Origin of the sequence: Paenibacillus sp. BR1-192, assembly GCF_029542445.1 — a bacterium.
GTDB classification, from domain to species: Bacteria; Bacillota; Bacilli; order Paenibacillales; family Paenibacillaceae; genus Paenibacillus_AQ; species Paenibacillus_AQ lautus_A.
Map to the genome: position 1 here is coordinate 3,932,310 of NZ_CP120718.1, position 21,503 is coordinate 3,953,812.

17 protein-coding genes and 1 pseudogene are annotated in these 21,503 nt (G+C 49.3%); 3 read left to right on the plus strand and 15 right to left on the minus strand.

What is annotated here, in order from left to right; genetic code table 11:
- Nucleotides 1-315 precede the first annotated feature (315 nt).
- The gene (locus P0X86_RS17405; RefSeq protein WP_192571709.1) at nt 316-1,170 is read right to left on the minus strand and encodes a helix-turn-helix domain-containing protein; all 855 of its coding nucleotides are present in this window, start codon (nt 1,168-1,170) and stop codon (nt 316-318) included.
- Nucleotides 1,171-1,276: 106 nt separating this feature from the next.
- On the opposite strand from P0X86_RS17405, the gene P0X86_RS17410 reads away from it, so the two are divergent.
- Entirely contained in the window at nt 1,277-2,437 is a 1,161-nt protein-coding gene (locus tag P0X86_RS17410) for an epoxide hydrolase family protein (protein ID WP_277746015.1), read from the plus strand.
- A gap of 292 nt (nt 2,438-2,729) precedes the next feature.
- On the opposite strand, the gene P0X86_RS17415 is transcribed toward P0X86_RS17410, so the two are convergent.
- The 12 genes and pseudogenes from P0X86_RS17415 to P0X86_RS17470 form a co-directional block, all read right to left on the minus strand.
- Entirely contained in the window at nt 2,730-2,969 is a 240-nt protein-coding gene (locus tag P0X86_RS17415) for a hypothetical protein (RefSeq protein WP_277746016.1), read from the minus strand.
- 119 nt (nt 2,970-3,088) lie between these two features.
- Nucleotides 3,089-3,772 (minus strand): hypothetical protein, encoded by a 684-nt coding sequence (locus P0X86_RS17420; protein WP_277746017.1) that lies wholly within the window; start codon nt 3,770-3,772, stop codon nt 3,089-3,091.
- Between the two features lie 355 nt (nt 3,773-4,127).
- The gene (locus tag P0X86_RS17425) at nt 4,128-5,135 is read right to left on the minus strand and encodes an SGNH/GDSL hydrolase family protein (protein ID WP_277746018.1); all 1,008 of its coding nucleotides are present in this window, start codon (nt 5,133-5,135) and stop codon (nt 4,128-4,130) included.
- A pseudogene (locus P0X86_RS17430) lies at nt 5,132-6,507 on the minus strand (FAD-dependent oxidoreductase). Before P0X86_RS17430 ends, P0X86_RS17425 begins: the two are co-directional and overlap by 4 nt.
- A 35-nt stretch (nt 6,508-6,542) precedes the next feature.
- Complete coding sequence (locus P0X86_RS17435) at nt 6,543-7,556, minus strand: glycoside hydrolase family 130 protein (protein WP_277746019.1); 1,014 nt, start codon at nt 7,554-7,556, stop codon at nt 6,543-6,545.
- A gap of 33 nt (nt 7,557-7,589) precedes the next feature.
- Complete coding sequence (locus P0X86_RS17440; RefSeq protein WP_213578805.1) at nt 7,590-8,492, minus strand: carbohydrate ABC transporter permease; 903 nt, start codon at nt 8,490-8,492, stop codon at nt 7,590-7,592.
- Between the two features lie 150 nt (nt 8,493-8,642).
- Nucleotides 8,643-9,542: a carbohydrate ABC transporter permease gene (locus P0X86_RS17445; protein ID WP_277746020.1), complete on the minus strand. Its 900-nt coding sequence runs from the start codon at nt 9,540-9,542 to the stop codon at nt 8,643-8,645.
- 72 nt (nt 9,543-9,614) lie between these two features.
- Complete coding sequence (locus P0X86_RS17450; protein WP_277746021.1) at nt 9,615-11,021, minus strand: ABC transporter substrate-binding protein; 1,407 nt, start codon at nt 11,019-11,021, stop codon at nt 9,615-9,617.
- 130 nt (nt 11,022-11,151) lie between these two features.
- Nucleotides 11,152-12,777, minus strand: a complete 1,626-nt coding sequence (locus tag P0X86_RS17455) for a response regulator (protein ID WP_277746022.1) — start codon at nt 12,775-12,777, stop codon at nt 11,152-11,154.
- Nucleotides 12,764-14,518, minus strand: a complete 1,755-nt coding sequence (locus P0X86_RS17460; protein ID WP_277746023.1) for a cache domain-containing sensor histidine kinase — start codon at nt 14,516-14,518, stop codon at nt 12,764-12,766. Before P0X86_RS17460 ends, P0X86_RS17455 begins: the two co-directional genes overlap by 14 nt.
- Before the next feature lie 190 nt (nt 14,519-14,708).
- Entirely contained in the window at nt 14,709-17,783 is a 3,075-nt protein-coding gene (locus tag P0X86_RS17465) for a 3-keto-alpha-glucoside-1,2-lyase-like domain-containing protein (RefSeq protein ID WP_277746024.1), read from the minus strand.
- Nucleotides 17,784-18,087: 304 nt separating this feature from the next.
- The gene (locus P0X86_RS17470) at nt 18,088-18,924 is read right to left on the minus strand and encodes an isocitrate lyase/PEP mutase family protein (RefSeq protein ID WP_277746025.1); all 837 of its coding nucleotides are present in this window, start codon (nt 18,922-18,924) and stop codon (nt 18,088-18,090) included.
- Between the two features lie 193 nt (nt 18,925-19,117).
- Here P0X86_RS17470 and P0X86_RS17475 point away from each other — a divergent pair, with 193 nt between their 5' ends.
- On the plus strand, nt 19,118-19,285 hold the full coding sequence (locus P0X86_RS17475; RefSeq protein ID WP_277746026.1) for a hypothetical protein: 168 nt from the start codon (nt 19,118-19,120) through the stop codon (nt 19,283-19,285).
- Nucleotides 19,286-19,360: 75 nt separating this feature from the next.
- Here P0X86_RS17475 and P0X86_RS17480 read toward each other — a convergent pair whose 3' ends face one another.
- Together P0X86_RS17480 and P0X86_RS17485 are read right to left on the minus strand one after the other, a co-directional pair.
- Nucleotides 19,361-19,930: a YdeI/OmpD-associated family protein gene (locus tag P0X86_RS17480; RefSeq protein WP_277746027.1), complete on the minus strand. Its 570-nt coding sequence runs from the start codon at nt 19,928-19,930 to the stop codon at nt 19,361-19,363.
- 79 nt (nt 19,931-20,009) lie between these two features.
- Nucleotides 20,010-20,474, minus strand: a complete 465-nt coding sequence (locus P0X86_RS17485; RefSeq protein ID WP_096773956.1) for a VOC family protein — start codon at nt 20,472-20,474, stop codon at nt 20,010-20,012.
- Nucleotides 20,475-20,572: 98 nt separating this feature from the next.
- Between P0X86_RS17485 and P0X86_RS17490 the strand changes: the two genes are divergently transcribed.
- Nucleotides 20,573-21,481: a helix-turn-helix transcriptional regulator gene (locus P0X86_RS17490; protein ID WP_277746028.1), complete on the plus strand. Its 909-nt coding sequence runs from the start codon at nt 20,573-20,575 to the stop codon at nt 21,479-21,481.
- The last annotated feature ends 22 nt before the right edge of the window (nt 21,482-21,503 follow it).

Genomic DNA, 21,503 nt, shown 5'->3' on the forward strand with positions numbered 1-21,503 from the left:
CATTAACCTAACTATACCTATACAAAAATAAGAGACTAACTATAAATAAGTCGCTAACTGTATATATGCATAGAAGGATAAAGTTCCGGTATCTGATTTGTAATTATGTGAACCTTGTCAAACATCGCTTTACATGACAGGTTCACGTTTACATCTACAATCTCAGAAGCAGTCATCACTTTATCCCTCCCATTGTTCATCATCGTTATTACATGAAAAAAATTTAACACAAGATATATGTTTCGGTCAAGGCGAGTTAGATAGCAGGCATATTTCCTCCCCGCTTCGGACTTTTTATTGATCCTTCCTCATCTTCTATTGTTCAGTCGCGAACTTACGAGTCATGTTCCTATACTTTGTAGGTGAAATGCCTTTTTTAGCTTGAAATTGCTTAATAAAGTAAGTGTCATACTCGAATCCGGTATCGCGTGCAATTTCATCAAGCTTCATACCTGTATGTGTCAGAAGATCGCACGCAACATTTAAACGATAGGAAAGCAAGTAACCGATAGCTGTATTTCCGCATCTCTCTTGAAACAGCTTATTTAGCGTCACACGGTTCAAATGAGCGCAATTCGTCAAATCTTCCAACGAAATCTTTTTGGGATAGTTGGTGTGTATATATTCCAATACCAAATCAACCGGGGATTGTTCACTATTATGATTTAGATCCTCCAGTAAACCTAAAATTTGAATGAGGTATTTTTTTATTCTGCATACCCAGCGTTCATCACTTTGCGCTTGCACTTCCGTACCGAGTATGAAGAACCACTCGAATATACGCGGGTATGCTTTTTCCGTTACACGAGGTACACCAGAGTTTCGATCATCTCTTTGAAAAAGCGAAAGACCCCTTTGTATACTCGGACCCGTAGGAATGTAACTCTGCGTTTCGGAAAGTGTTACGGTGTTAAGGAATGCAGGGTGAAAACGAAAGGATTGCGCAGCCACGTTCTGTCTCTCAACGACTTTCATCTCATCTTCTTCAGCAAGACAAAGGACGCCCGGTGCGGAAATTTTAATTGGTCGTTCGTTTAATATCCCGCTTAAACTTCCTGACGTAATGAGAACCAGGGTAAGACGTTCAGGATAAGGAAGCACACTAAAATCCTCTGTTGCGGCAAATTCAATGTACACGGTGCGGTTTTTGTGACGGTCTACTTGCGGCATAGCAATCACCTATCAAATCGTATAGTCAGATGCTTCATTAAAGCCAGTGTACCACACATAGGTGCGGGATATAATAGCGATGTAACAACTAAAGGAGGAGATCCATATGTCGATGGAACGTTATCATATTCACGTCTCCGATGAGATCCTTGCCGATCTCAAATACAGACTTCATCACATCCGTTGGCCTGATCAACTAGAACACTCGGGTTGGGAACGAGGCACGGAACTAAGCTATTTAAAGTCGCTGGTTTCGTATTGGCGGGACCACTACGATTGGCGGGCACAAGAAGCTGAGTTGAACAATTATTCCCAGTATAGCTGCAATATCGATGACATGGATGTGCACTTCGTGCACGAGCGTGGAAAAGGACCTAACCCCATGCCTATTATTCTTACTCACGGATGGCCCGACAGCTACCTTCGTTACCAAAAAATCATCCCCCTACTTACGGATCCGGCCAGCCATGGTGGTCATCCCGAGGACTCTTTTGATGTGGTTGTCCCTTCATTACCTGGATTCGGGTTCTCAAGCAGCCCCAAACAACCTGGATTCAACAATAATCGCGTCTCCGAAATGTGGGCTAAACTGATGACAAAAGAATTAGGCTATAAAAAATTTGCTGCCGCAGGCGGAGATATTGGCTCCGGTGTTACAAGATATCTGGCAGCAAACCATCCCGAGTTATTATTTGGAATTCACCTGACCGATATCGGCATTATCAGAAATCTCATGAATGCATCTGGTCAGGCTAATCTCTCGCAAGAAGAACTGCGATACAAGACAAGCGCTTCGGAATGGATTGCTCTGGAAGGTGGCTATATGTCGATTCAATCGACACGCCCCCAAACCCTTGCATATGGACTTTCCGACTCGCCGGCAGGTTTGGCAGGCTGGATGATCGAAAAATTCCGATCATGGAGTGATTGTAAGGGTAACCTCCAGCAAAGATTCAGCAAGGATGAGCTCCTCACCCACATTATGATTTATTGGGTTACGAATACGATGGGATCGTCAACACGCATGTATTATGAGAATTCACATTCATTACGGCCATTGGGCTATATCGAGGTACCGACAGGCATCGCATTGTTTCCGGAAGACATCTTGCTGCCGCCTAAGGAATGGGCCTCACGTAACTTAAACGTTACTCGCTGGACTTCGATGCCATCCGGCGGACATTTTACCGCCATGGAAGAACCTGAGCTTCTAGCTCGTGACATTCGTGCTTTCTATAAGCCATACAGATTGGGAAATAGAAATTAATCTAAATCAAAACTATTTCATCATGCAAGCTATAGATGAGCGCTCATTAGGATTCAACGGCCTTTACTGTTTCGTCTTTAGTGCTGTTGAAGCCTGCACCTCTGATTGTTCTGGTGGGTAGAGGGTAAATCGTTATGAGTTTCTCATATATTTCCTTTACCTCTGATCGATTATCTTTTTTTATATGGACTACCAAAGATTCGAACTCCGGAATGTCCTTCTTTCGATACAAGTCATATCCAAGCTCTATCGTTTCGGCAAGTTGATTGCGAAATGCTTGAGAAACTTCCGGTCATTCGAGATACATCTTAATGGAGTACATAATATTGGACCCATACCGTTCTCCGGCTTGGCTTAATTCGTCGGTTCCTGAATCAGCATGGGGATTCATATTCATGGACTCAACAGCTTCTTTCGTTGCTATCTCTTCTCGGATGCGTGGATTGCTTTGTTCACTAGTGCTGCAACCGACACTAAATGCAATGAACAACATCATAGTGATGCGGCCAGAATTTTTCACAAAACTCTTCAAGCCTGGTTCCTCCTCAAACTTTATATTGGTAGTTTACCAGGCCGAGGTTTATTTTTCTATAAAACCCATTATCTTCATTAGATTATGGTTTAGCATGCTGCCCATTCCATTCATTCGTCTTATTTTTGGCCTGTAAAGTCTTCTTGGATCTTTTTCAATCGTTCAAGATGTGGTTTCAACTGCCGCAGCATTTCCGCTTTATATGACTCTATTTGATCCTCGAAAAACATGTGATGTGCGGCATCCTTGAACGACATAATCGTTTGGTTTAACTCACGGAGTTCAGTCGCAAGCGAGCGCAAGGTTTCTCTGGTCTTGGCGTCAATTGTTTTTGGATTAGACTTCCAATACGAATAGCTTATTTGGTATAACGGTCGCCATGTCCTTGCCTGAAAAGCGAGAATAAACATGTCCTCCTGGTTATCCGTTGTCATTGCCGTATCATTAACTGAAAGCTTGGGAACCGCGTTGTTGGGGAAGGTATCGCTAAATTCAATGATCGTTAATAGCTGCTCATCGATTTCCTCCGCTTGGATCTTCGCCTTATCGATCCATTGCCGTATCTTGGCAGGATCTTCATTTTCCTTCGACTCGCTGATCGCCATCAGCGTATCAGCAAGCGGAATCGTTTCAGAAGCGTGCTTCACTAAATAGGCAAATGCCGAGTCGTTCTTCAGCTGATACAGGGAATGGAGCCCGTTGTATCTAACAGATGCCTGATTTTCCAAATGCCTGTACACCGCAACGTTTATAATGATGATAATAATAAGTATTGGTGCGTAGATCTTTATGTGCTTAGGCAAAGCTGTACTTCCTTTCTGATACATTCATCTTGTAAGTAGGATGATTTAATTGCTGCTATATGAAGCTGCTAGTTTATTTTCGCGAATGTTAGTTCATATTGCAGTCGAAAAAATAGTTTAACATACCAATTCATCAACCCTAAATGGATAATATATTCCATAAAAGTGCCTATTAGCTTAATAAGCAGTAAATGCACCTGACTTAAGTAACAACAAGAATTTATATACTTCAAACCAAAAAAGCCGCATAGGATGCGGCTTTAAGGTCTTCAAGTTCTTTTCGTCCAATCAAAAGAAAGTCCAAAAATGATCCGCCATGATTCCAATTGGTTATCCCGAATTTAATAGAAACTCCTCACTCCGCGTTTCGATGTACAGCCCGTAACGCAAAGTCATGAAGATTGCGGAAACGCCGGCCCAGCAGCTCATATCCCTCGGCTCCAGGGTGTAGGCCATCCGTCAGAAAGGCTTCATCCTCCGGACCGAACCACTTCAAGCCGTCCTGATAGTATAACTGGCGATCGCCCCGAGCCTTTAGCAGCTCCACGGCCTCGCGGATGAATTCCCGCATGATGGGCAGGGTGAAGCCCAGCGAATTGAGCTGCGTTTCACGGACGGTGCCGTAAATCGGAGAAATGACAAGCAGCGGGGTATCCCTGTGTTTGTCGCGTATCGTCTCCAGCAGGCCAATCAGCAGCGGCTTGAACATGCGAGGGCTTAAGGTGCCCCCGCCATAGATGTTCACGCCTGCACATATCGAGATGAAATCGGCCGGCAAGTCGCGAATCAGACGCCCGATCATCGGTTCCATGTGGCAGTTGCCGGAGAAGCCGAGATTGGTCAAGCTGAAGCCGCAGGCTTCGGCGGCAATGGCTGGCCAAGCGCGGGAGGGGCTGGAAGCCCCGACGCACTGGGTAATGGAGCTCCCATACGTAATCCAGCGGGGCCGGGTGTCCGGCAGCGGGACTCCGACGGCATGGGCATCAGTCCGTAGGCCGGTGACGGTTATTCCTATATTTTGAGGGAGCCAAATCTCCACATCCTTGATTCCGTCCTTAAGTCCGCTGAACAAGGCTTCTGTTGCTCCGCCGGACAGGCTGAGCGTCTGGCATAGTCTACCTTCTACAACGCAATCCATGGCGGCGGCGTCCGCAAGCGGTGCAAAAGATACTGCCACCTCGGTAGAGTCCGTCCGCAGCCGCAGGCGAACACCGGCACATATCTCGGCTTTGCCATCGATTCCCCCAGGCGGATACAGCTCGTAATCCATGTAAGGAATACGCCACGGCTTGATACCATCCTCCCCGTGTTCGAGCGACACGGCACCGTGAAACCACTCATCCGTTAATGGAAGCTGCTTCACGGCGCATTCCCGCCCTTCTGCTTATCAGCCGGAATGAAATCTTCTCCCAGCCATACATCCTGCTCCAGCAGCCGCTGCTGAAGCTCGGCTACGGAAATGCCGCGCGAGCCGGTGCCGTCCCGCAGCGCCAATGCAGCCGCCGTTCCCGAGGCCTGGCCCATGGAGAAGCAGTTCGGCATCACCCGAAGGGAGCCTTGCACTGCTCGGTCCGAGGATACGCAGCGTCCGGCAACCCAAAGGTTGTCGATGCCAATCGGCAGCATGATCCGGTACGGTACGCCGTGTGAAACCCCGGGCGGCAGGTGGTTAAAAGTCATCTCGCTTTTGCTGTTGGCGAGATGAATATCGATGTAGTATGCGTTGCGGGCAATGTCGTCCGGGAAAGAACGCGCAGCAAGGAAGTCATCGACCGTCAGGATATAGTCCCCTTCAATCCGCCGCGTCTCCCGGATACCGAGCTGCTCACCGCTCGCTACCATATGGGCGCGCTCAAAGCCCGGCACGTAGCGGCGGAAGAACTGCAGCTGGCGTTCCGCCGTGCGGCGCCCTTCGATCGCCCCCCGTGTCAAATCCTCGGCAAGGGTGCCGTCCACGCCGAATACATGGCCGAAGTTGACGCCTACCAAATAGTCGCTGACCCAAGCAAGGCCGGAGATCGACTTGCGGCCCTCCGGCAGCGCACCGTCCTCGATCGCCACCTCCACCGTCTTGTGCAGTTGGCCCGTATCCCAGCTCTCCTCCAAGTACCGTCTGAACCTTGGACGGTCCACATTCGCAAGCAGATAGCACATGCTGCCGGGCTGAAGCTCGCCCGCTTCCCCGCCCTTCTGAAAAGGAGCTCCCGCCAATGCGGCAACATCCCCATCTCCCGAGCAATCGATAATATACCTGCAGGGGATGAAAGAACGTCCTGTTTTGTTAACGACAACGACACCTTCAACCTTTCGGCGGTCCTCAGACAGGACAACATCGTAAACAAAGGTGTGATACAGCGGCGTCACACCGCTTTCCAGAATGGCATCATCATAAACCCGTTTCAGCACTTCGGGATCGATCGGCACCCAATCCAGCATCTCTTGATATTCCTCAAGGTACTGAGGATCGCATGCCTGCTTCATCCGTTCCATCAATTGAAGGCCGAGACCGCGGATAATCGGCTTCCGTTTATCCGTAAAGGGACAGAAAGCCGGAACGAGCGCAACCGTTCCCATGCCGCCAAGGAATCCTCGCTGCTCCACCAGCATTGTTTTCGCCCCCCTTTCGCAGCGGCAATGGCCGCGGCGATGCCTGAGGCACCTCCGCCGATGACAAGCACATCCACCTCGCGGCTGACCGGAATGCTGGCGGATGGCAACGTAATATGTCCTTTCATAGAAACCCTCCCCATTCTGTATCAACATGTCATCATTACTTATGGACTGTGCCTTTCAGACAAAGATGCAGCAAATCATCTACATGCGCAGTCGCCAGGCATTCTACGGTATCGGCCGCGCCGTAGTAGATTTTGACTTCTCCGGTATCCTCCAGAATCATGCCCCCCGGAAAAATAACATGATTGCGGAAGCCCCCATCGGTCTCATAATCGGCTTCCGGGGCAAGCAGCGGCGTCTCCGCCATGCCGATGATCCGGCTGGGATCGGCATGATCCAGCAGTAATATGCCGGACGTATATCGCTTCTTCCAGCTGTCCTCCCAGCCGTTCTTCCCCCGGCTGCGATCGATGTCCACGGCATGGAACAGGGTCAGCCAACCTTTATCCGTTTTGACGGGCGGAGCGCCGGGGCCTACCTTGTCATTGGCATAAGCTACATCTTCAACCGCCAGCAGCAGCTTGGAGTTGCCCCAGTATTTCAGGTCAGGCGAGTCGCTCATCCACATGTCGAAGCGGTCCATCCCGCCCCGGCTGTATACAGGCATCGGGCGCTCCAGCCGGACGTACTTGCCCCCGATCCGCTCCGGGAACAATACCATGTTGCGGTTATCCGGCAGCGATAGGCTCAGCACCTCGAAGGATCTGAAATCTTCGGTGACGGCGATGCCGCCGCGCAGCCCGTGCTTGGTATCGACCGCAAAGCACATATAACATTGTTCGCCGATTACCGTAAGACGCGGATCATACACGCGGATGACCTCTTCATCATGCCAAGACCAGCACGGTTCCGGCTGCACATCCCACTTAATGCCGTCATCGCTGAAGGCCAGCCCCAGATTCGTTGTATGATGAGGGGCGACAATCCCTTTAAGTTCATCACCGTAGTCATTGCGAAAAACCATCACATATTTGCCTTTAAATTTGGTAACTCCGGCATTAAAGACCAACGCCGGACCGTAGGGCACATCACCCGGAGTCAGAATCGGATTCGCGGAATGCCGGGTCATGATCGGGCTGGAAAACAAAGGTCCCACTATAATATCGCTCATATGCATCAAACTCCTTGTTTATGAATTATGAAATTAACCTTTCACTGAACCCGCCGTCACTTGAATAAAGGATTTGTTCGCCACAATATAAGCGAGAAGCATCGGCAGAATCGACAGGCATGCTCCCGCCATCATCAAATGGATCTGCATGGCCGCGGAAGAACCGTAACGAAGATTCGCCAGCCCGACGGTGAGCGTCTGCAGCTGAGGATTCGTCATCGTGAAGACCAGCGGCAGAATGTATTCGTTCCAGGCATGGCGGAAAGCAAACAGCCCGGCAACGCCAAGCCCCGGCGTCAGGAGCGGGAGAATAATCCGGAAGAAGGTTCGGACAAAGCCGGAGCCGTCCACCATGGCCGCTTCGTCAAGCTCGCGGGGAATCGCTTTGAAGAAACCCAGCAGCATAAAAAATGTGCTGGAATGGGCACTGATCAGAATCAGGATCACGCCCCACAGCGTGGTATTCAGGTTCAGCGCGACCATCAAATCGAATTGCGGGCGCAGCACGATCGCACCGACGGATATAAACATCATCGACGCCTGCGTCGTCACATACAGGGATTTGCCGGGAAAATGGCGACGGTCCACCACATAAGCCGCCATGGCAGCTACCAGCAGGGTGCCTGCGGTAACCATAATGCTGACAAAAGCGCTGTTCCAGGTATAGCGGGCAAAATTAGCCTGCTTCCAGGCTTCGGCATAGTTGACGAACTGCAGCTTGGCCGGCAGCAGGCTCCCGCCGGTCATCATTTCGGCGCCGGTCTTGAGCGATCCGGACAAAGTCATCAACAGGGGAAATAATGTCAGTATCGCCGTTATCAATAAGAACAACCACATCACCGTACGGCCCGCAATTCTGCCTATGCGACCGGAAGGCGGGCGGGCGGCGATTTGGCCGCGCGCATCCGGCTGTTGGGGTAATTCCTGTTCGTTCATCTGCTGATCCTCCTGCACGCCTGCAGCCGTTCATGATCAATCGGTCTGCGGCGTTGTTGTCAAATCGTAAGGGCCTTCGCTAAGTTGGCGTCTATTGTTGCATATAGTGCTTGTTCAAAAATCATGTTAAGTGGGTTTTAAAAAGAAACTCTAATAAAGCTTGTTCATTTTACGGCTTAATAAGAAATACAAACCCGTGATCGCGCCCACAATAACAGCGGTTGCGAAGCCAACGGCGCTGCCGTATCCAAGCTGCTGCTCCACAGGCGAACCCGTGGAAACCGGAAACAACAGTTTATACAGATAGAGATACATGACCTCGGTTTTGCCGATCGGTCCGCCTTCCGTGATCAGCATAATGCTCTCATAGCCTTTCAGGGATGCGATAATCGCAAGCATAATGACCAACTGGGCAACCGGAGCCAGCATCGGAAGCGTAATGCTCCAGAACCGTCTTCCTGCATTCGCGCCGTCCATGGCCGCACTTTCGTACAAATCCTGCGGAATGCTCTGCAAGCCAGCCAGAAACAGCAGCATATAGTTACCGACCGCGCCCCATACCGCCACAAGAATGACCGTAAGCATCGCATGTTTTGGGCCGAGCCAGTCGATGGGCTGCGAGACAAGATGCAGCTTCATCAATACGGTGTTTACCATCCCGTTATAGGAATTGAAGATCGTATAGAACACCACGGAGATAACCGCGGTGCTGATGATCGTCGGCATAAAATAGATCCCGCGCAGCAGATTTCCGCCCCGCAGCTTGCCGTTCAGGATGACCGCGAGCAGCAGGGACAACGGCAGCGTCAGCAGCAGCTTGCCCCCGGCATAGACAAAGGTATTGCCAACCGATTCCCAGAACAGCGCATCGCGCATCAGCCGGCGGAAATTGTCCAGCCCAACGAACAGCGCATCGCCATACCCGGCATAGTCATAAAACATATAACGCAGCATCCATAACAAGGGATAGATGCCCAGAGCCACCGTCAAAATGATGCTGGGGGACAGAAACAGAGCATTCTCCCCCAGCCGTCTCCATTTAATACTCACGATTCGTTCCTCCTTCGGGGAAAGAAAAGGGGCATCCGCCAAAAAAGTGTGCGGCAGCCCCATCCTTGCCTGTTATTCTCCCTGCGGTTTCGTTGGATCAAAGGCTGGGTTCGGCGTTACAGTGACCTCGCCTTTCTCCACCGCCTTGGACAATGCGGCGTTGTATCTTGTGTTTAAATCCTCCGTAATCGCTTTCAGGTCTTCATCGGTAAGGATATATTTGAAGAAAGCGTCAGCATAGGTGGAACCCTCCGGAGTAACGTTTGGCGAAGCAGGCCAGAGCGAGTCGTGTTCCCCGACCAGGAAGCCTTCCATGCCATTGATCTCCGGATCTTTAGCCTGTTCTACAATGCTTGGCACAATGGCAATACCGAAGCCTTTTTCATGATAGGTCTTCAGAACCTCATCGCCGTACATATACTGCATGAATTTCCAAGCCGCTTCCTTATTGGCCGATTGGGCGCTGATGCCGAGCCACGTTCCGGCGGACACGATTTCGGAAGTTCCCTTGATCTCACCGTCCAGCGTTGGAGCCAACGCGCCCCCCCAGTTGATTTCGGTCGGGAATTGATCCATGTACACCCCCGGCTCCGTCGAGAAGGAAAGATACATCCCGATTTTGCCTGCGGCGAATTGGGCGCGCAGCGGGTCGATATCCAGCGCTTCCGCTCCAGGCAGAATACTTCCGTCTTTATGCATTTGCTTGAAATATTCAATGACCTGCGAGTAAGGCTCGAAATTGAATTGGCCTGTTTTCAGATCAAAGCCAAGTCCCTGATAACCGCTCAAGGAAAGAATCTCCCGGACGGAACGGTCAAATGCTTGCTTCGGATTTTTGAAGTTCAGCGCAAAACCATAGATGCCCTCGGCTTTGCCGACTTCGGTAATTTTCTTGGCATCCTCCACCATTTCCTGCAGCGACTTCGGAGGATTCTCGATGCCCGCTTTGGCAAAAAGATCCTTGTTGTAGACTAGGCGCATGGTGAGGCCGGTATTGGCGAGCGAGTACACCTTGCCGTCAAAACGGTTGACATCGTCGATCAGCAGGCTGCCGAACTTCGCTTTCAAGTCATCGGTTAAATACTCGTCAATCGGCGCGAGATACCCTTTTTTGACGAATCCGGATGTATTGGCGCTCTTGAGACGCAGCACATCCGGCGCTTGGTTGCTGGAAAATGCAATGTCGACGCTTTGCGCGTAATTCTCGGACATGACCGTCAATTCCACCTGGATGTTATCGCCGTTAGTTTCGTTGAACTTGTTGATTAATTCCTTGATATACTCCTGGTCATGACGGTCGTCAGTCCAGTATTTAAGCTGTACGGGTTGGCCCGTCTCGGTTGATGGTGCTGCCGTTCCGCCGTCAGGCTTGCCATTCGTCGTACCGCCATTGCCATTGTTGTTGTCGCTCCCGCCGCAGCCTGCGATCCCGGCGGCCAGAATGAGGCTCATGCCGAGGCTTAACCATTTTTTTCGCATACATTCTACCCCTTTGATTAACGTTTGTATTGTGAGCTCGTTTTTTATTATAGAATCCCGTTCTCGGAAAAGGAGTGAGGCAAATTCACTCTCAAGGGATAGAATTCTATGGTCTCCTGCAGCACTCGCCTCACGCCTCCGGCCGGTCCATGTGATAGCCCGCCCTGAATTCGGACGGTGTCTGGCCGGTGATCTTCTTGAACATCTCGCTGAAATATCTGCGCTCCTCATACCCTACCGCCGCAGCCACCTCCTGCACCTGCGCTCCCTCTACCAGCAGCTGTCTCGCTTTGTGAATGCGTTCCGAGGTGATAAACTGCGTGACCGTCATCCCGGTCACTTGCTTGAATAAGCTGGAAAAATAGCTGGCGCTTAGATGCACATGCGCTGCACATTCGCCAACGGTAATATCCTCGGACAAGCGGCCCTTGATATAGCCTATGGCATGATAAATAACCTTCTGCCCTTCGGATACGCTGTTTCGGCGAACCAGCTCGGCTCCCTCCGTGCACAAGGCATGCAGTTGACGCTGCAAAGAGGCCAGCGGCAGCCCCGCCGTCCCTTGTACCGTTCTGAATTTCTGAATCATCGGCTGTATCTCCGAATATGAAACCATTTCGTAAAGCGTGCGGATACCTGAAGCGGCCAGCTCATCGTACAGGCTGAGGAGATAATCCGGACTTTGCCGGGAGATCCGTTTCTGCAGCGCTTCCGAAATCGCGGACAGAATCGCGTCCGTCCGGACAGCATTCCCGGAACGAAGGGCCAGCAGGAGCTCGTCCTTGTACTCCAGTGCCAGCGGCTCCTGGCTTCCGCTCTGATGGATATCGTCATACATAATGGCGGCATTGCCTTCAGTGAATAAGTGATGGGAGAGCGCCCGATGAGCCTGGCGATAAGAATCCGGGAGCCCGCTGATCTCCTCCGCTCTGCCGCCGACCCCGACCGAGATCGTAAACTTGGTGTATCGTTCAATATTCCGGCAGCACTGCTCGGCAATTTCGATCGGACTGGACGGTCCTGAATCGTTCAGTACGGCCAGGTACTGATCATGACGGGCACGGAAAAGAACGCTGTGCGCATAATGGGCAAGCGTCTCCTGCATAATATTCAACAGCGAGAACCGGATCAGCTCCATCTCCTTCACGGACTGCTCGGCAACTTGCTCCCGGAAACGATCAATTTCAATCAGCATCACGACGAAGCCGTGCGGCTCCAATTCAATATTCAGAAAATCCCACCGTTCCGATGCCTCTTCCCATGATGTGCGGTGACTTACGAGCAGCCCAAAGTATTCCTGCCGCAGCGCCGGCATGCTCTCGCGAAGCTTATTCTCCATTTCCCACAAACTTATCCGTTTGGACCTCTCTTCCATAACCTCTGCTTTGGCTCGCAGCACAGCCGACATCATCTCTTCTTCTGTGAAGGGCTTCACCACAAAATCAAATGCCCCGAGCTGCACCGCCTGCTGCGCATATTCAAAGTCGGCATAGCCGCTGATCAGAATGACCTTGCAGCCGGGATTCTCTTCCAGAACCAAACGCAGCATGCTCAACCCGTCCATGATCGGCATCCGGATATCGGTTATAACCAGATCCGGACACAACTCTCTGATCAGCTTCAGCCCCTCTTCTCCATTGCTCGATACACCTGCGACCCGAATCCCTTGCTCTTCCCAGTTCATGGCGGTCAACCCGTCCACCACGCTCTTAATATCGTCGATAATGCAAAGACTGATCGCTTCAGGATTGCTCATCCAAATGCTCCCCTTTCTTGGGTAAAGAAATCCGTATTTCGGTTCCGCGTTCCGGCGCACTGTCTACGTGAAATTCAGCACCGTCCCCATAATAGAGCCGGAGCCGCCGGATCAAATTAGACACCGCATATCCCTTTTTCGATTCCAGCCAAAAGAGTGCGCGCACTTGGGCCTCATCCATGCCCCTGCCGTTATCGCGTACGGCAATCGTCCAGCGTTTCTCATCCCCGCTAATTTCGATTTCGATTAGGCCGCCGTTCTTCAGGTCGCGAAAACCGTGCAAAATGCTGTTTTCGACCAGCGGCTGCAAAATGATGCGTGGAATCGAAATCGATGACACCTCCGGTTCGAGTACATGGATCTCATAAGAGAATAAGTCTTCATAGCAGCTTAACTGCAGTTCCAAATACTGGCGCACATGCTCCAGCTCTTTCGACATTGTCGTAATTTCCTGACCATTGTTCAGCCCGAGTTGGAACAGGCGGGAGAGCGACATGACCATTTGCTGCGACGGTTCGATCTGCTTCAATTTCAATTTCCAGTAGATGGTATTGAGCGTGTTGTACAGAAAATGCGGGTCCATCTGCGCCGACAGCGCCTTGATCTCTGCAGTTCGCTTATGCGTCTGCGCTTCCGTAACCTCATCAATCAACACCACAATCTGTTCCAGCATCCGGTTAAACCGAAATCCCACTTGAGCCAGTTCATCTCCGCTGCCGCTCTCAAAACGGGCGGTCAGATCGTTGTTCTCGACCCGCTTCATCACCTTCAGAAGCCCTTGCAGCGGCTTTAGCAAATAGCGTGAAAATGCGCCCGAAATCAACGTGGTGACGGTAAAAGCTGCCAGCGTAACCCCGGCGATCAGCCATTTGACGTATACCATGTCATGGAGCACGTCGGCCCGGGAACGAATGGTGGTCATCGTCCAATCCGCTATGCCGAGACGGGCATAATTAAGCAGATAGGTTTGGCCGTCCAGATCAAAAGGCTGACTTCCCTCCGAGCGGTTCATCATGCCGCTCAAATCTCCCGTCTCCACCGCTTGCCTGACCAGCGGTTCCTTCACGGGGTAAACCGTATCTCCATCAGCGTTCAGCAAGAAGCTGGACGCTCCTTCCGCGGTGTTTCCCTGCACCAGCTTGCGGAAGCCGTCCTCACGGATATTCACGACAATATAGACACCGCTGACCGGCGTGTCAAATATCGGCTCCAGAATAAGCGAAATGACGCGTTCCTTGCCGGAGAATAGCATGTCCTCATGCCCCTCCACCCACAGATTCTTTTTCTCCTGTTCGATGCGCGAATACAGCACGGTGTCCTCGAATGCGGTGAGCCGATTGCGGTTCATGGACGAAGGATAAAATTCGCCGATCGGCGTAAATACGTAGATCGATTGGATAAGCGGCTCGGCAATCCGCGCCTGCGAGAAAACGTTATCAAGATCGTTCAGATGCGTGTAATATCTGCTGGCATCCCCGGAGGCGGCATCCTTCAGCATGTCGTAGAAAGGCTGGCTGATCATAAACGTCATCATAATCAGCATCAGTTTATTCAGCTTCTCATCCACGATCTGTGCTGACCTGACCACCGTGTCCTGCGTGAGCTTCAGCGCATTCTTTTCCAGCGTGGCAGCCGAGATATAATAAGACAATCCTCCGGTCATCAGGACAGAAAGCACGATGACAGCCAGAAAAGCGACCTTGAGTTTGTTGCGGAACGATTGCCTGCGGAGATACTCCAAGCTTTTCACGCCTTCCGTTAAATTCTATTCTTTGATTATGTCACTGCATCCCCTGTACGACAATGCAAAAAAACGAAGCTGTCCCGAGCAGCCATTCACGGCTTTAGGGGCAGCTCCTTCGTATGATCCCATTAACGATGTTCGACCTGTGGATCGGCTCTTATTGACATGGTACGGGATGCCGTACTAGTTAGATCGGACCAGATGCGAGTACCACGGCATCATCAAAAGCGACGCCTGCCGAAGTGGTCCTAAATCCTATTTTTCCTGCAGTCAATTCCGTCTCGGGATTGGTCCATTCCACTTTTAATTCTCCATCCACATAACCTTTTATTGTGTTCCCATCAATGGAAGCCTTCATCGTATACCACTGGTTCGCCTGAGCTGTAAACGGGGTACTGGATACAAGAGTCATGACGTTGTCCACGGATTTGTACAACTCCAGCTTTTGGGCTGCGGAATGGATTCGGAACATATAGAAATTACCCGCATCCTGTACCCTAAAGAGAATGCCTGCGTTGGCATTGGTGATGGGCATTTTCGCTTTGGCTTCATACGTATAATCCGTCCACGAATCGCCGGCAGCAATGACTGCAGCAGCAGCTTGATTCTGAATCAAGGCTTTAGTGCCGTCAGTTGTTACATCCCAGGAACCTGAAACAGACGTCCATCCTCCGGCATTTCCATCTTCGAAATCGTCGCTGAATCGGATGACCGTAGGATCCGGATTCACGGGAGGTTCATTCACGTCCATGACATGGATCGTAAAGGTCTTCTCAACATACAGTCCGCTTGAGTCTGTACTCCTGACCCGGATGCTGTAGCTATCCTTGGCTTCGTAATCAGGCGTTACGGCTAGAAACAACTTATTGTCCGAAATGGTGAAGCTGTCGTTGTCCACATCCCCTGCCCCTGCTATCAGCATATAAGCAAATGTTTCTTCCGTATCAGGGTCGCTGGTGGAAAAGCTTCCTACCATGCCTCCCGCCGTCGTGTTTTCAATAACACTGTTGTGTGAAAGAGCAATCTCCTCAGGCGCTTTATTGAGGAGACTAACCACGACGTCGTCAAAATGGACGCCCGCCGATGTGGTCCGGAATCCGATCCCCCCAGCCGTCAATTCGGTTACAGGATTGGTCCATTCCATCTTTAATTCTCCATCCACGTAACAGGAAATCGTGTTCCCTTGCATAACCGCCTTAACCTTATACCACTGTTTCTCAATGGCCGTGAACGGCGTACTGTTTACTAGCGTCAGCTGTCCATTTACGGATTTGAACAACTCCAGCTGTTGATTCGATGAATGAATGCGATACATATAATAATTGTTTGCATCCTGCACCCTGAAGACCATGCCCGCGTTGGCATTGGTGATGGGCATTCTTAATCTGGCTTCATAAACGTAATCCGTCCATGAACCCCCGCTATTAGCGGTAATCAGGGAGGTGGTTGTCTGATTCCCGCTGGACAGCACGTGATTCGTGCCGACTGTCGGGACGGTCCAGCCGCCGGACATCGACGTCCACCCCGCCGTATTTCCGTCTTCGAAATTGTCGCTGAATAGCGGCGGCTTGGAATTGGCAAAAACGATACCATATACATTGTTATTAACGGTAACATTCAAGTCGTCCAGGTTTGTTGCAAGCTTGCCTCCAACATAAACATCCGTGAACGTGACGCCGTTAACCCTTCCGCCTTTCGTGGCATTCCCGGAAATTCTGGATTTCTGGGTGCCGGTCTCGCGAACATGGATGTTCTTGACTACAACATTGCTTACATCGCCGGAAGTGCTGGTGGACACTCCAAGCCAATAGTTCCCGAATTGATTGATGCCGACGCGTTCGATGTCGATATTTTCAAACGTAATATTTTGGGCGTAACCTTCCTCCGGGAGGGTATTCAGTTGGTATCCATGATCAATAAGCAATGCTCGGGCGCTTTGATACACATACGAATTTCGGATGGTTACGCCGATTTGCGGCTGGGCTACACCCATGCCAATCTTGAAAGCCGCGCATCTTGTCCATGCAAAAGCGTCATCAAAGACCACATTCTCCAAATGTTCAAGCTCGCCCGGCCAGTCTTTGGACATCCCCGTCTGCAGCCAGGTTTTAGTGGAATACGTGTCATCATCCGAGATGGCAATCGAATGTTGAACAAGCACGTTCTGACTCTCATTGATATCGATAACGTCATTCTCGATTTTGTATAAATCCTGGAATCCCTTAAGATTGTTTATGGTCACATTGTCGGAACGTACCACCATAAACGACCAAAAACCGCCATCCCGCAATATTAGACCGTCAAAAGTAAAATTGGATGTTGCGATCGGAACGAGCAGGTTATTGAGGAACCCTTCATTCTTATTCGGCGCCGGCATCTTTCGCTCTCGCATCGCAATGCCTTTTCCATCAATGGTTCCTCGTCCCCGTATCGTAATATTGGTGGAATCTACGGCAGTACGAATAAAATACGTTCCATCCGCGTTTCGTGAATCCTTGCGAAAATCAATCACGTAGTCTTCCCCCTTGCCCGTGCCGACAATGACGGCGCCGCCGGCCAGGTAAAAGGTTACGTTGCTTTTTAATGTCAGGTTCCCGCTCTTATAAACACCGGCCGGAATGAATACAACGCCGCCGCCGGCTTGATGGGCATCATCGATCGCCTGCTGAATCGGACCCGATGCCAGCGTTGAACCCGTGTTATCCGCGTGGTATGGCGACTGCGTCACATTATAAATCCCGGCACCTGTGGACGGGGGAATATCCGTCTCCAAGGGATCTGCTGCGATAACAATCTTCTTCCTCTGGTCATTGATTTTCACGATGACATAGGTAGAGGATGAAAGATAGAACGTTAGCTTGTTCCCGTTGACCGTGCCTTCGATATTTTTAGCCTGAGGACTGATGGAGTATGATGTAATCGGCACATTGTTGGTAACTTCGATACGGACCGTGCCGGAAAAGGAAAATTGAGCATAATCATAATCAGCCAGATAACTGATTACAGGAATCGCTTCGTTATTCGCTTTCAACGAAAACACGCTGGATGCGGTATAGATGGATGGCATCGGGTAATTTTGTATCGTGGCCGGAGCAGCGGCGGTCTGTGCCAAAGATGCCGGATCAGCGGCATCCGTCATATCCATTGAAGAAATTGAATAGCTATCGATTTCTACAGCGTCCGCAGTTCGGGGTGAGAATCCTGTGATCATTACGGCAAGCACGACCAACAAACTAACTGCTTTTCTTGTAATGGTAAGCATAAATACCTCCTCAAGATTATTCATCTGCCACACGATAATAAGGCACCGCAGCTTCTGTTCTCCCGGTTGTATTCTTGCTTGGTTTTTTGTGAAGGCGCTAACATTTTATCGGAAGCAAGCAGCCCGCTTTCTGACGTTCACTCCCCCTCCGTCCAAACTTTTCACTGTCACGATGGATTATAATCCCTGCCCATAAAAAAAGGAGTGGGGCAAGCCCACTCTCCAGGGATACATTTTAACTGTTCTCCATCGCCACCAATTCACCGGCAGCATAGCGTTGCGGGAATGAGGATCTGCGCAGACGCTATCTCCGTTGATTGCTATTTTCCGATAAATCGTCGTAAGAAAGGACTCCTAAAGTCATGTGCTCAAAAGTTCCCTCCTCCAAAATTTCATGGCCCATGCGATGCAGAAGGGATATTGCGGCGCGAAAAGGTCCTGAGCCGGTGCTGATACGCTGAATCCCTAGCGCTTCAAGTTCATTTGCAGAAGGCATTCCCGGCCCGGCCAATACATTTATCGGACAGCTTATTTCATGGCGCAGTGTTTGGATGTCGGAGATTTCCTGGATTCCGGGGACAAAAATACAATCTGCCCCGGCTTCCTGGTAGGTATAGGCCCGTTTGATCGTCTCTTCAAGCCTCCCTGCAGGCGGCATAGACTTGATCCAGTAAGCATCGATACGTGCATTGATAAAGAGAGGATACCCCATGGCATTCCCCAGCCCTCGGATCACGGCTAATTTGTTCTGCTGGAGCAAAATATCATGCAGCGGCGCTTGTCGATCCATGCTGCTGTCTTCAATGTTAATCCCCGTCGCGCCTGCCTTGATCACCTGCTTTACCGATTCTGCGGCTTCATCAGGCGTCTGTCCATACCCGTCTTCCATATCCACGGTAACCGGAATATCCACGGTTTGCACGATCCTGCGGACCGTATCCAGCATCCTGTCGAAGGGCATATTCCGATCCGCGTACCCTTGGGAAACCGCTATGCCGGCACTTGTCGTGCCAATGGCCTTGAAGCCGCACTTCTCGAAAGTTTTCGCGCTTGCAGCATCCCATGCATTGGGCAAAATAAAGAAATTAGAGTGAAGCTTTTTAAAGGCGGTAAGCTTTTCAAGCTGTTTTGTCATGTCCATACCATACCTCTCCCCATCTATTATCGACTGGCGTACTTTTGTATATAGTATAAACCGAGTTCTATTCGATACTCATCGAAATATGGAATGCACTTTGAGTTTCAGAAGGATATGGAAAAGTCTGACTAGAATAATAATCAGAGCCTATAAGAAATTGGAGTGAATACGTTGGGAGAAGGTGGACCATGAATGAGTGATGTCAGTTGATGGCGGGTATTCCTTCTATGCGATTGATTTAACAAATGACATTGGTGCTATCGTACGCGGATATGAACCTGAATTTGAAGAAGTTGATAAAGCGGCCCATAATCTTGAAGAGTTTTTGGAATTGATTATGTCGAACTCCATAGCGTTCCAGTGATAAATAGGCAATGCATACAACCTTAGTTCTGTACTCAACCAGACTAAGGTTGTTGGCCTTCGACCCAGGAAAATATTAATAATCTAGCAGACGGCCATGATCGTTCCATTGACCGTACATTTTGTTTTCTCTTGTGTTGGATATGAATTTGTCTAATCTGCTCTTGAATAATTCCGGCTGATTCTTATAGCTTTGTATTGTATCAATCCGAACTCTTTTATAAAGATCCGGAAATGCCACGAAATTCTCAAATACTAGTTTTTCCTCCTTTAGCCTTTGTTCTATGACCCCCTCTATTCTGAAAGAACCGGGATCCATGTCAGGAAGAACTCTTCTGCCTTCGTCACTCATGAAGCCCAACTTTTCGAGGCGGCGGACACGTTCTTTATTCAATTCGGTCCAGGAGCTTTTTTTGCTTCTAGGAGACAGTCTCTGGGCCAGCTCGGTTTCGGACATTTTCTTTTTAATGCCGTCAATCCATCCAAAGCATAAAGCTTCCTCAACGACGTCCAAATATAACAACATATCAGGGGTTGGCGTCATACTAACCAATACCCAGCAAGACTTCTCGGTCTTGCCATGGTTCTGCAGCCAAATCCTTAAATCCTCTCTCGATTCTGCTGGAATGACATGCTCAATTTTCATAGCTAATACCCATCCTCCTCCTTTCTAATGAGAGTATCAAAACATGGCCTTTCATTGGAAGGCCATGTTTTAAAATGCGTTACTGTTTGTTTGAAATGACTTTATCCAGGAAGCGATCTGCGTCACGATTAAATTTCCAGGCAACTCCGAATTTATCAACCAGCAATCCAAAGCACGAAGACCAAGGAGTATTGGATAACGGCATCACAACATGGCCGCCAACAGACAATTGGTTAAAGTATTCTTCCAATGCTTGTTGATCCTCCATGACTAGACTAATAAGTATGCTGTTTCCTTTCACCAACTCACCCGTTACCTGCTTCATGGAAGGCAAAATATCCGACATCATGATTTTTCCGCCTGCAAATTCAACCGAGGACTCCATGATCATATTGAGTTCATTGTCTGGCAATGGATAGTTTGGATCCTGCGGAAAATCCTTAAATTTCACTTTTTTTACCTCGTTCGCCTGTAAAGCCTCCGAATAAAATTCAATCGCTTCTTCGGCGATTCCATCAAAGTTCAAATATGCAATAGCTGACATAAAGTTGTACCTCCTTCTTTTGATAAATGAAGTATAATTTATTGGTGGTGACAGACCTATGTCACCATTTAAAATTTTATACCAAACGAGGGACGGCTATGGAGAAGGTTGAGAGATTAATATCTATTATCATGATTTTGCTGAAAAAAGATATTGTTTCAACAAAAGAATTCGCACAATTATTTAACGTTTCCAAAAGAACGATTCTTCGCGATATGGAAACACTGAGTTTATCCAACATTCCCATCTATTCTGTTCATGGAATTCATGGCGGATACGGTATTATGGACGAATACAAGGTGGATAAGCGACTTTTAAACAGCTCCGACTTAGAAAATATATTGACTGCGCTCGGCGGATTGGAACAAATTCTAATTAGCGAGGAAGTTGAAATCACGATTAAAAAAATGGAGGCCATGGTTCACCCCATGTCACTGAAAGGTTCAGTCCGTCTATCATTTTATGATTGGGAGGGTCGGTCCGAAATTCTTCAAACCTTGAAGACATGCCAAGAATCGATCATAGGGAAAAAGTTGATTTCATTTGATTATATAGATAAAAATGGCATGATAACGAATCGAATCGTCGAGCCGTATCAGCTTCATTTTAGCGAAACGAGTTGGTATTTGAAGGGATTCTGTTTACATCGCCAGAGCTATAGAACATTTAAATTATCCAGGATCGATAATCTCAATATGAATGAAGAAGCCTTTAACCCGAGAGATTATGCATTAGAACAAGACGCTGCCAGTTATCAGCCGCAGCTAGTCGCCATTAAAGCGTTGATTGCGCCCGGTATAAAAGATCAGTTTATTGAAAGGTACGGTCGAAAGAGTATTGAAAGCCACAGTTCTGAATATTACCTGGCTACCATCCAAATTCCTCAGAACCCTATTGGATTTCAATTTTTAGCAAGTTTTGGTACAAATCTAGAAATCGTAGAACCAAATTCTTACGTGGAGGAGTTTCGCAATTATTTGCTTAAAATGGTCGATAAATATTCTTGAAAAGGTCCTTTCAAATGAACAT

What these genes read in the sequence shown, in the direction of transcription:
- P0X86_RS17455 (WP_277746022.1), bottom strand. Translation starts at nt 12,777, where the DNA reads ATGAGCAATCCTGAAGCGATCAGTCTTTGCATTATCGACGATATTAAG.
- P0X86_RS17485 (WP_096773956.1), bottom strand. Translation starts at nt 20,474, where the DNA reads ATGTCAGCTATTGCATATTTGAACTTTGATGGAATCGCCGAAGAAGCG.
- P0X86_RS17470 (WP_277746025.1), bottom strand. Translation starts at nt 18,924, where the DNA reads ATGGACATGACAAAACAGCTTGAAAAGCTTACCGCCTTTAAAAAGCTT.
- P0X86_RS17465 (WP_277746024.1), bottom strand. Translation starts at nt 17,783, where the DNA reads ATGCTTACCATTACAAGAAAAGCAGTTAGTTTGTTGGTCGTGCTTGCC.
- P0X86_RS17450 (WP_277746021.1), bottom strand. Translation starts at nt 11,021, where the DNA reads ATGCGAAAAAAATGGTTAAGCCTCGGCATGAGCCTCATTCTGGCCGCC.
- P0X86_RS17410 (WP_277746015.1), top strand. Translation starts at nt 1,277, where the DNA reads ATGTCGATGGAACGTTATCATATTCACGTCTCCGATGAGATCCTTGCC.
- P0X86_RS17480 (WP_277746027.1), bottom strand. Translation starts at nt 19,930, where the DNA reads ATGAAAATTGAGCATGTCATTCCAGCAGAATCGAGAGAGGATTTAAGG.
- P0X86_RS17435 (WP_277746019.1), bottom strand. Translation starts at nt 7,556, where the DNA reads ATGAGCGATATTATAGTGGGACCTTTGTTTTCCAGCCCGATCATGACC.
- P0X86_RS17440 (WP_213578805.1), bottom strand. Translation starts at nt 8,492, where the DNA reads ATGAACGAACAGGAATTACCCCAACAGCCGGATGCGCGCGGCCAAATC.
- P0X86_RS17405 (WP_192571709.1), bottom strand. Translation starts at nt 1,170, where the DNA reads ATGCCGCAAGTAGACCGTCACAAAAACCGCACCGTGTACATTGAATTT.
- P0X86_RS17490 (WP_277746028.1), top strand. Translation starts at nt 20,573, where the DNA reads ATGGAGAAGGTTGAGAGATTAATATCTATTATCATGATTTTGCTGAAA.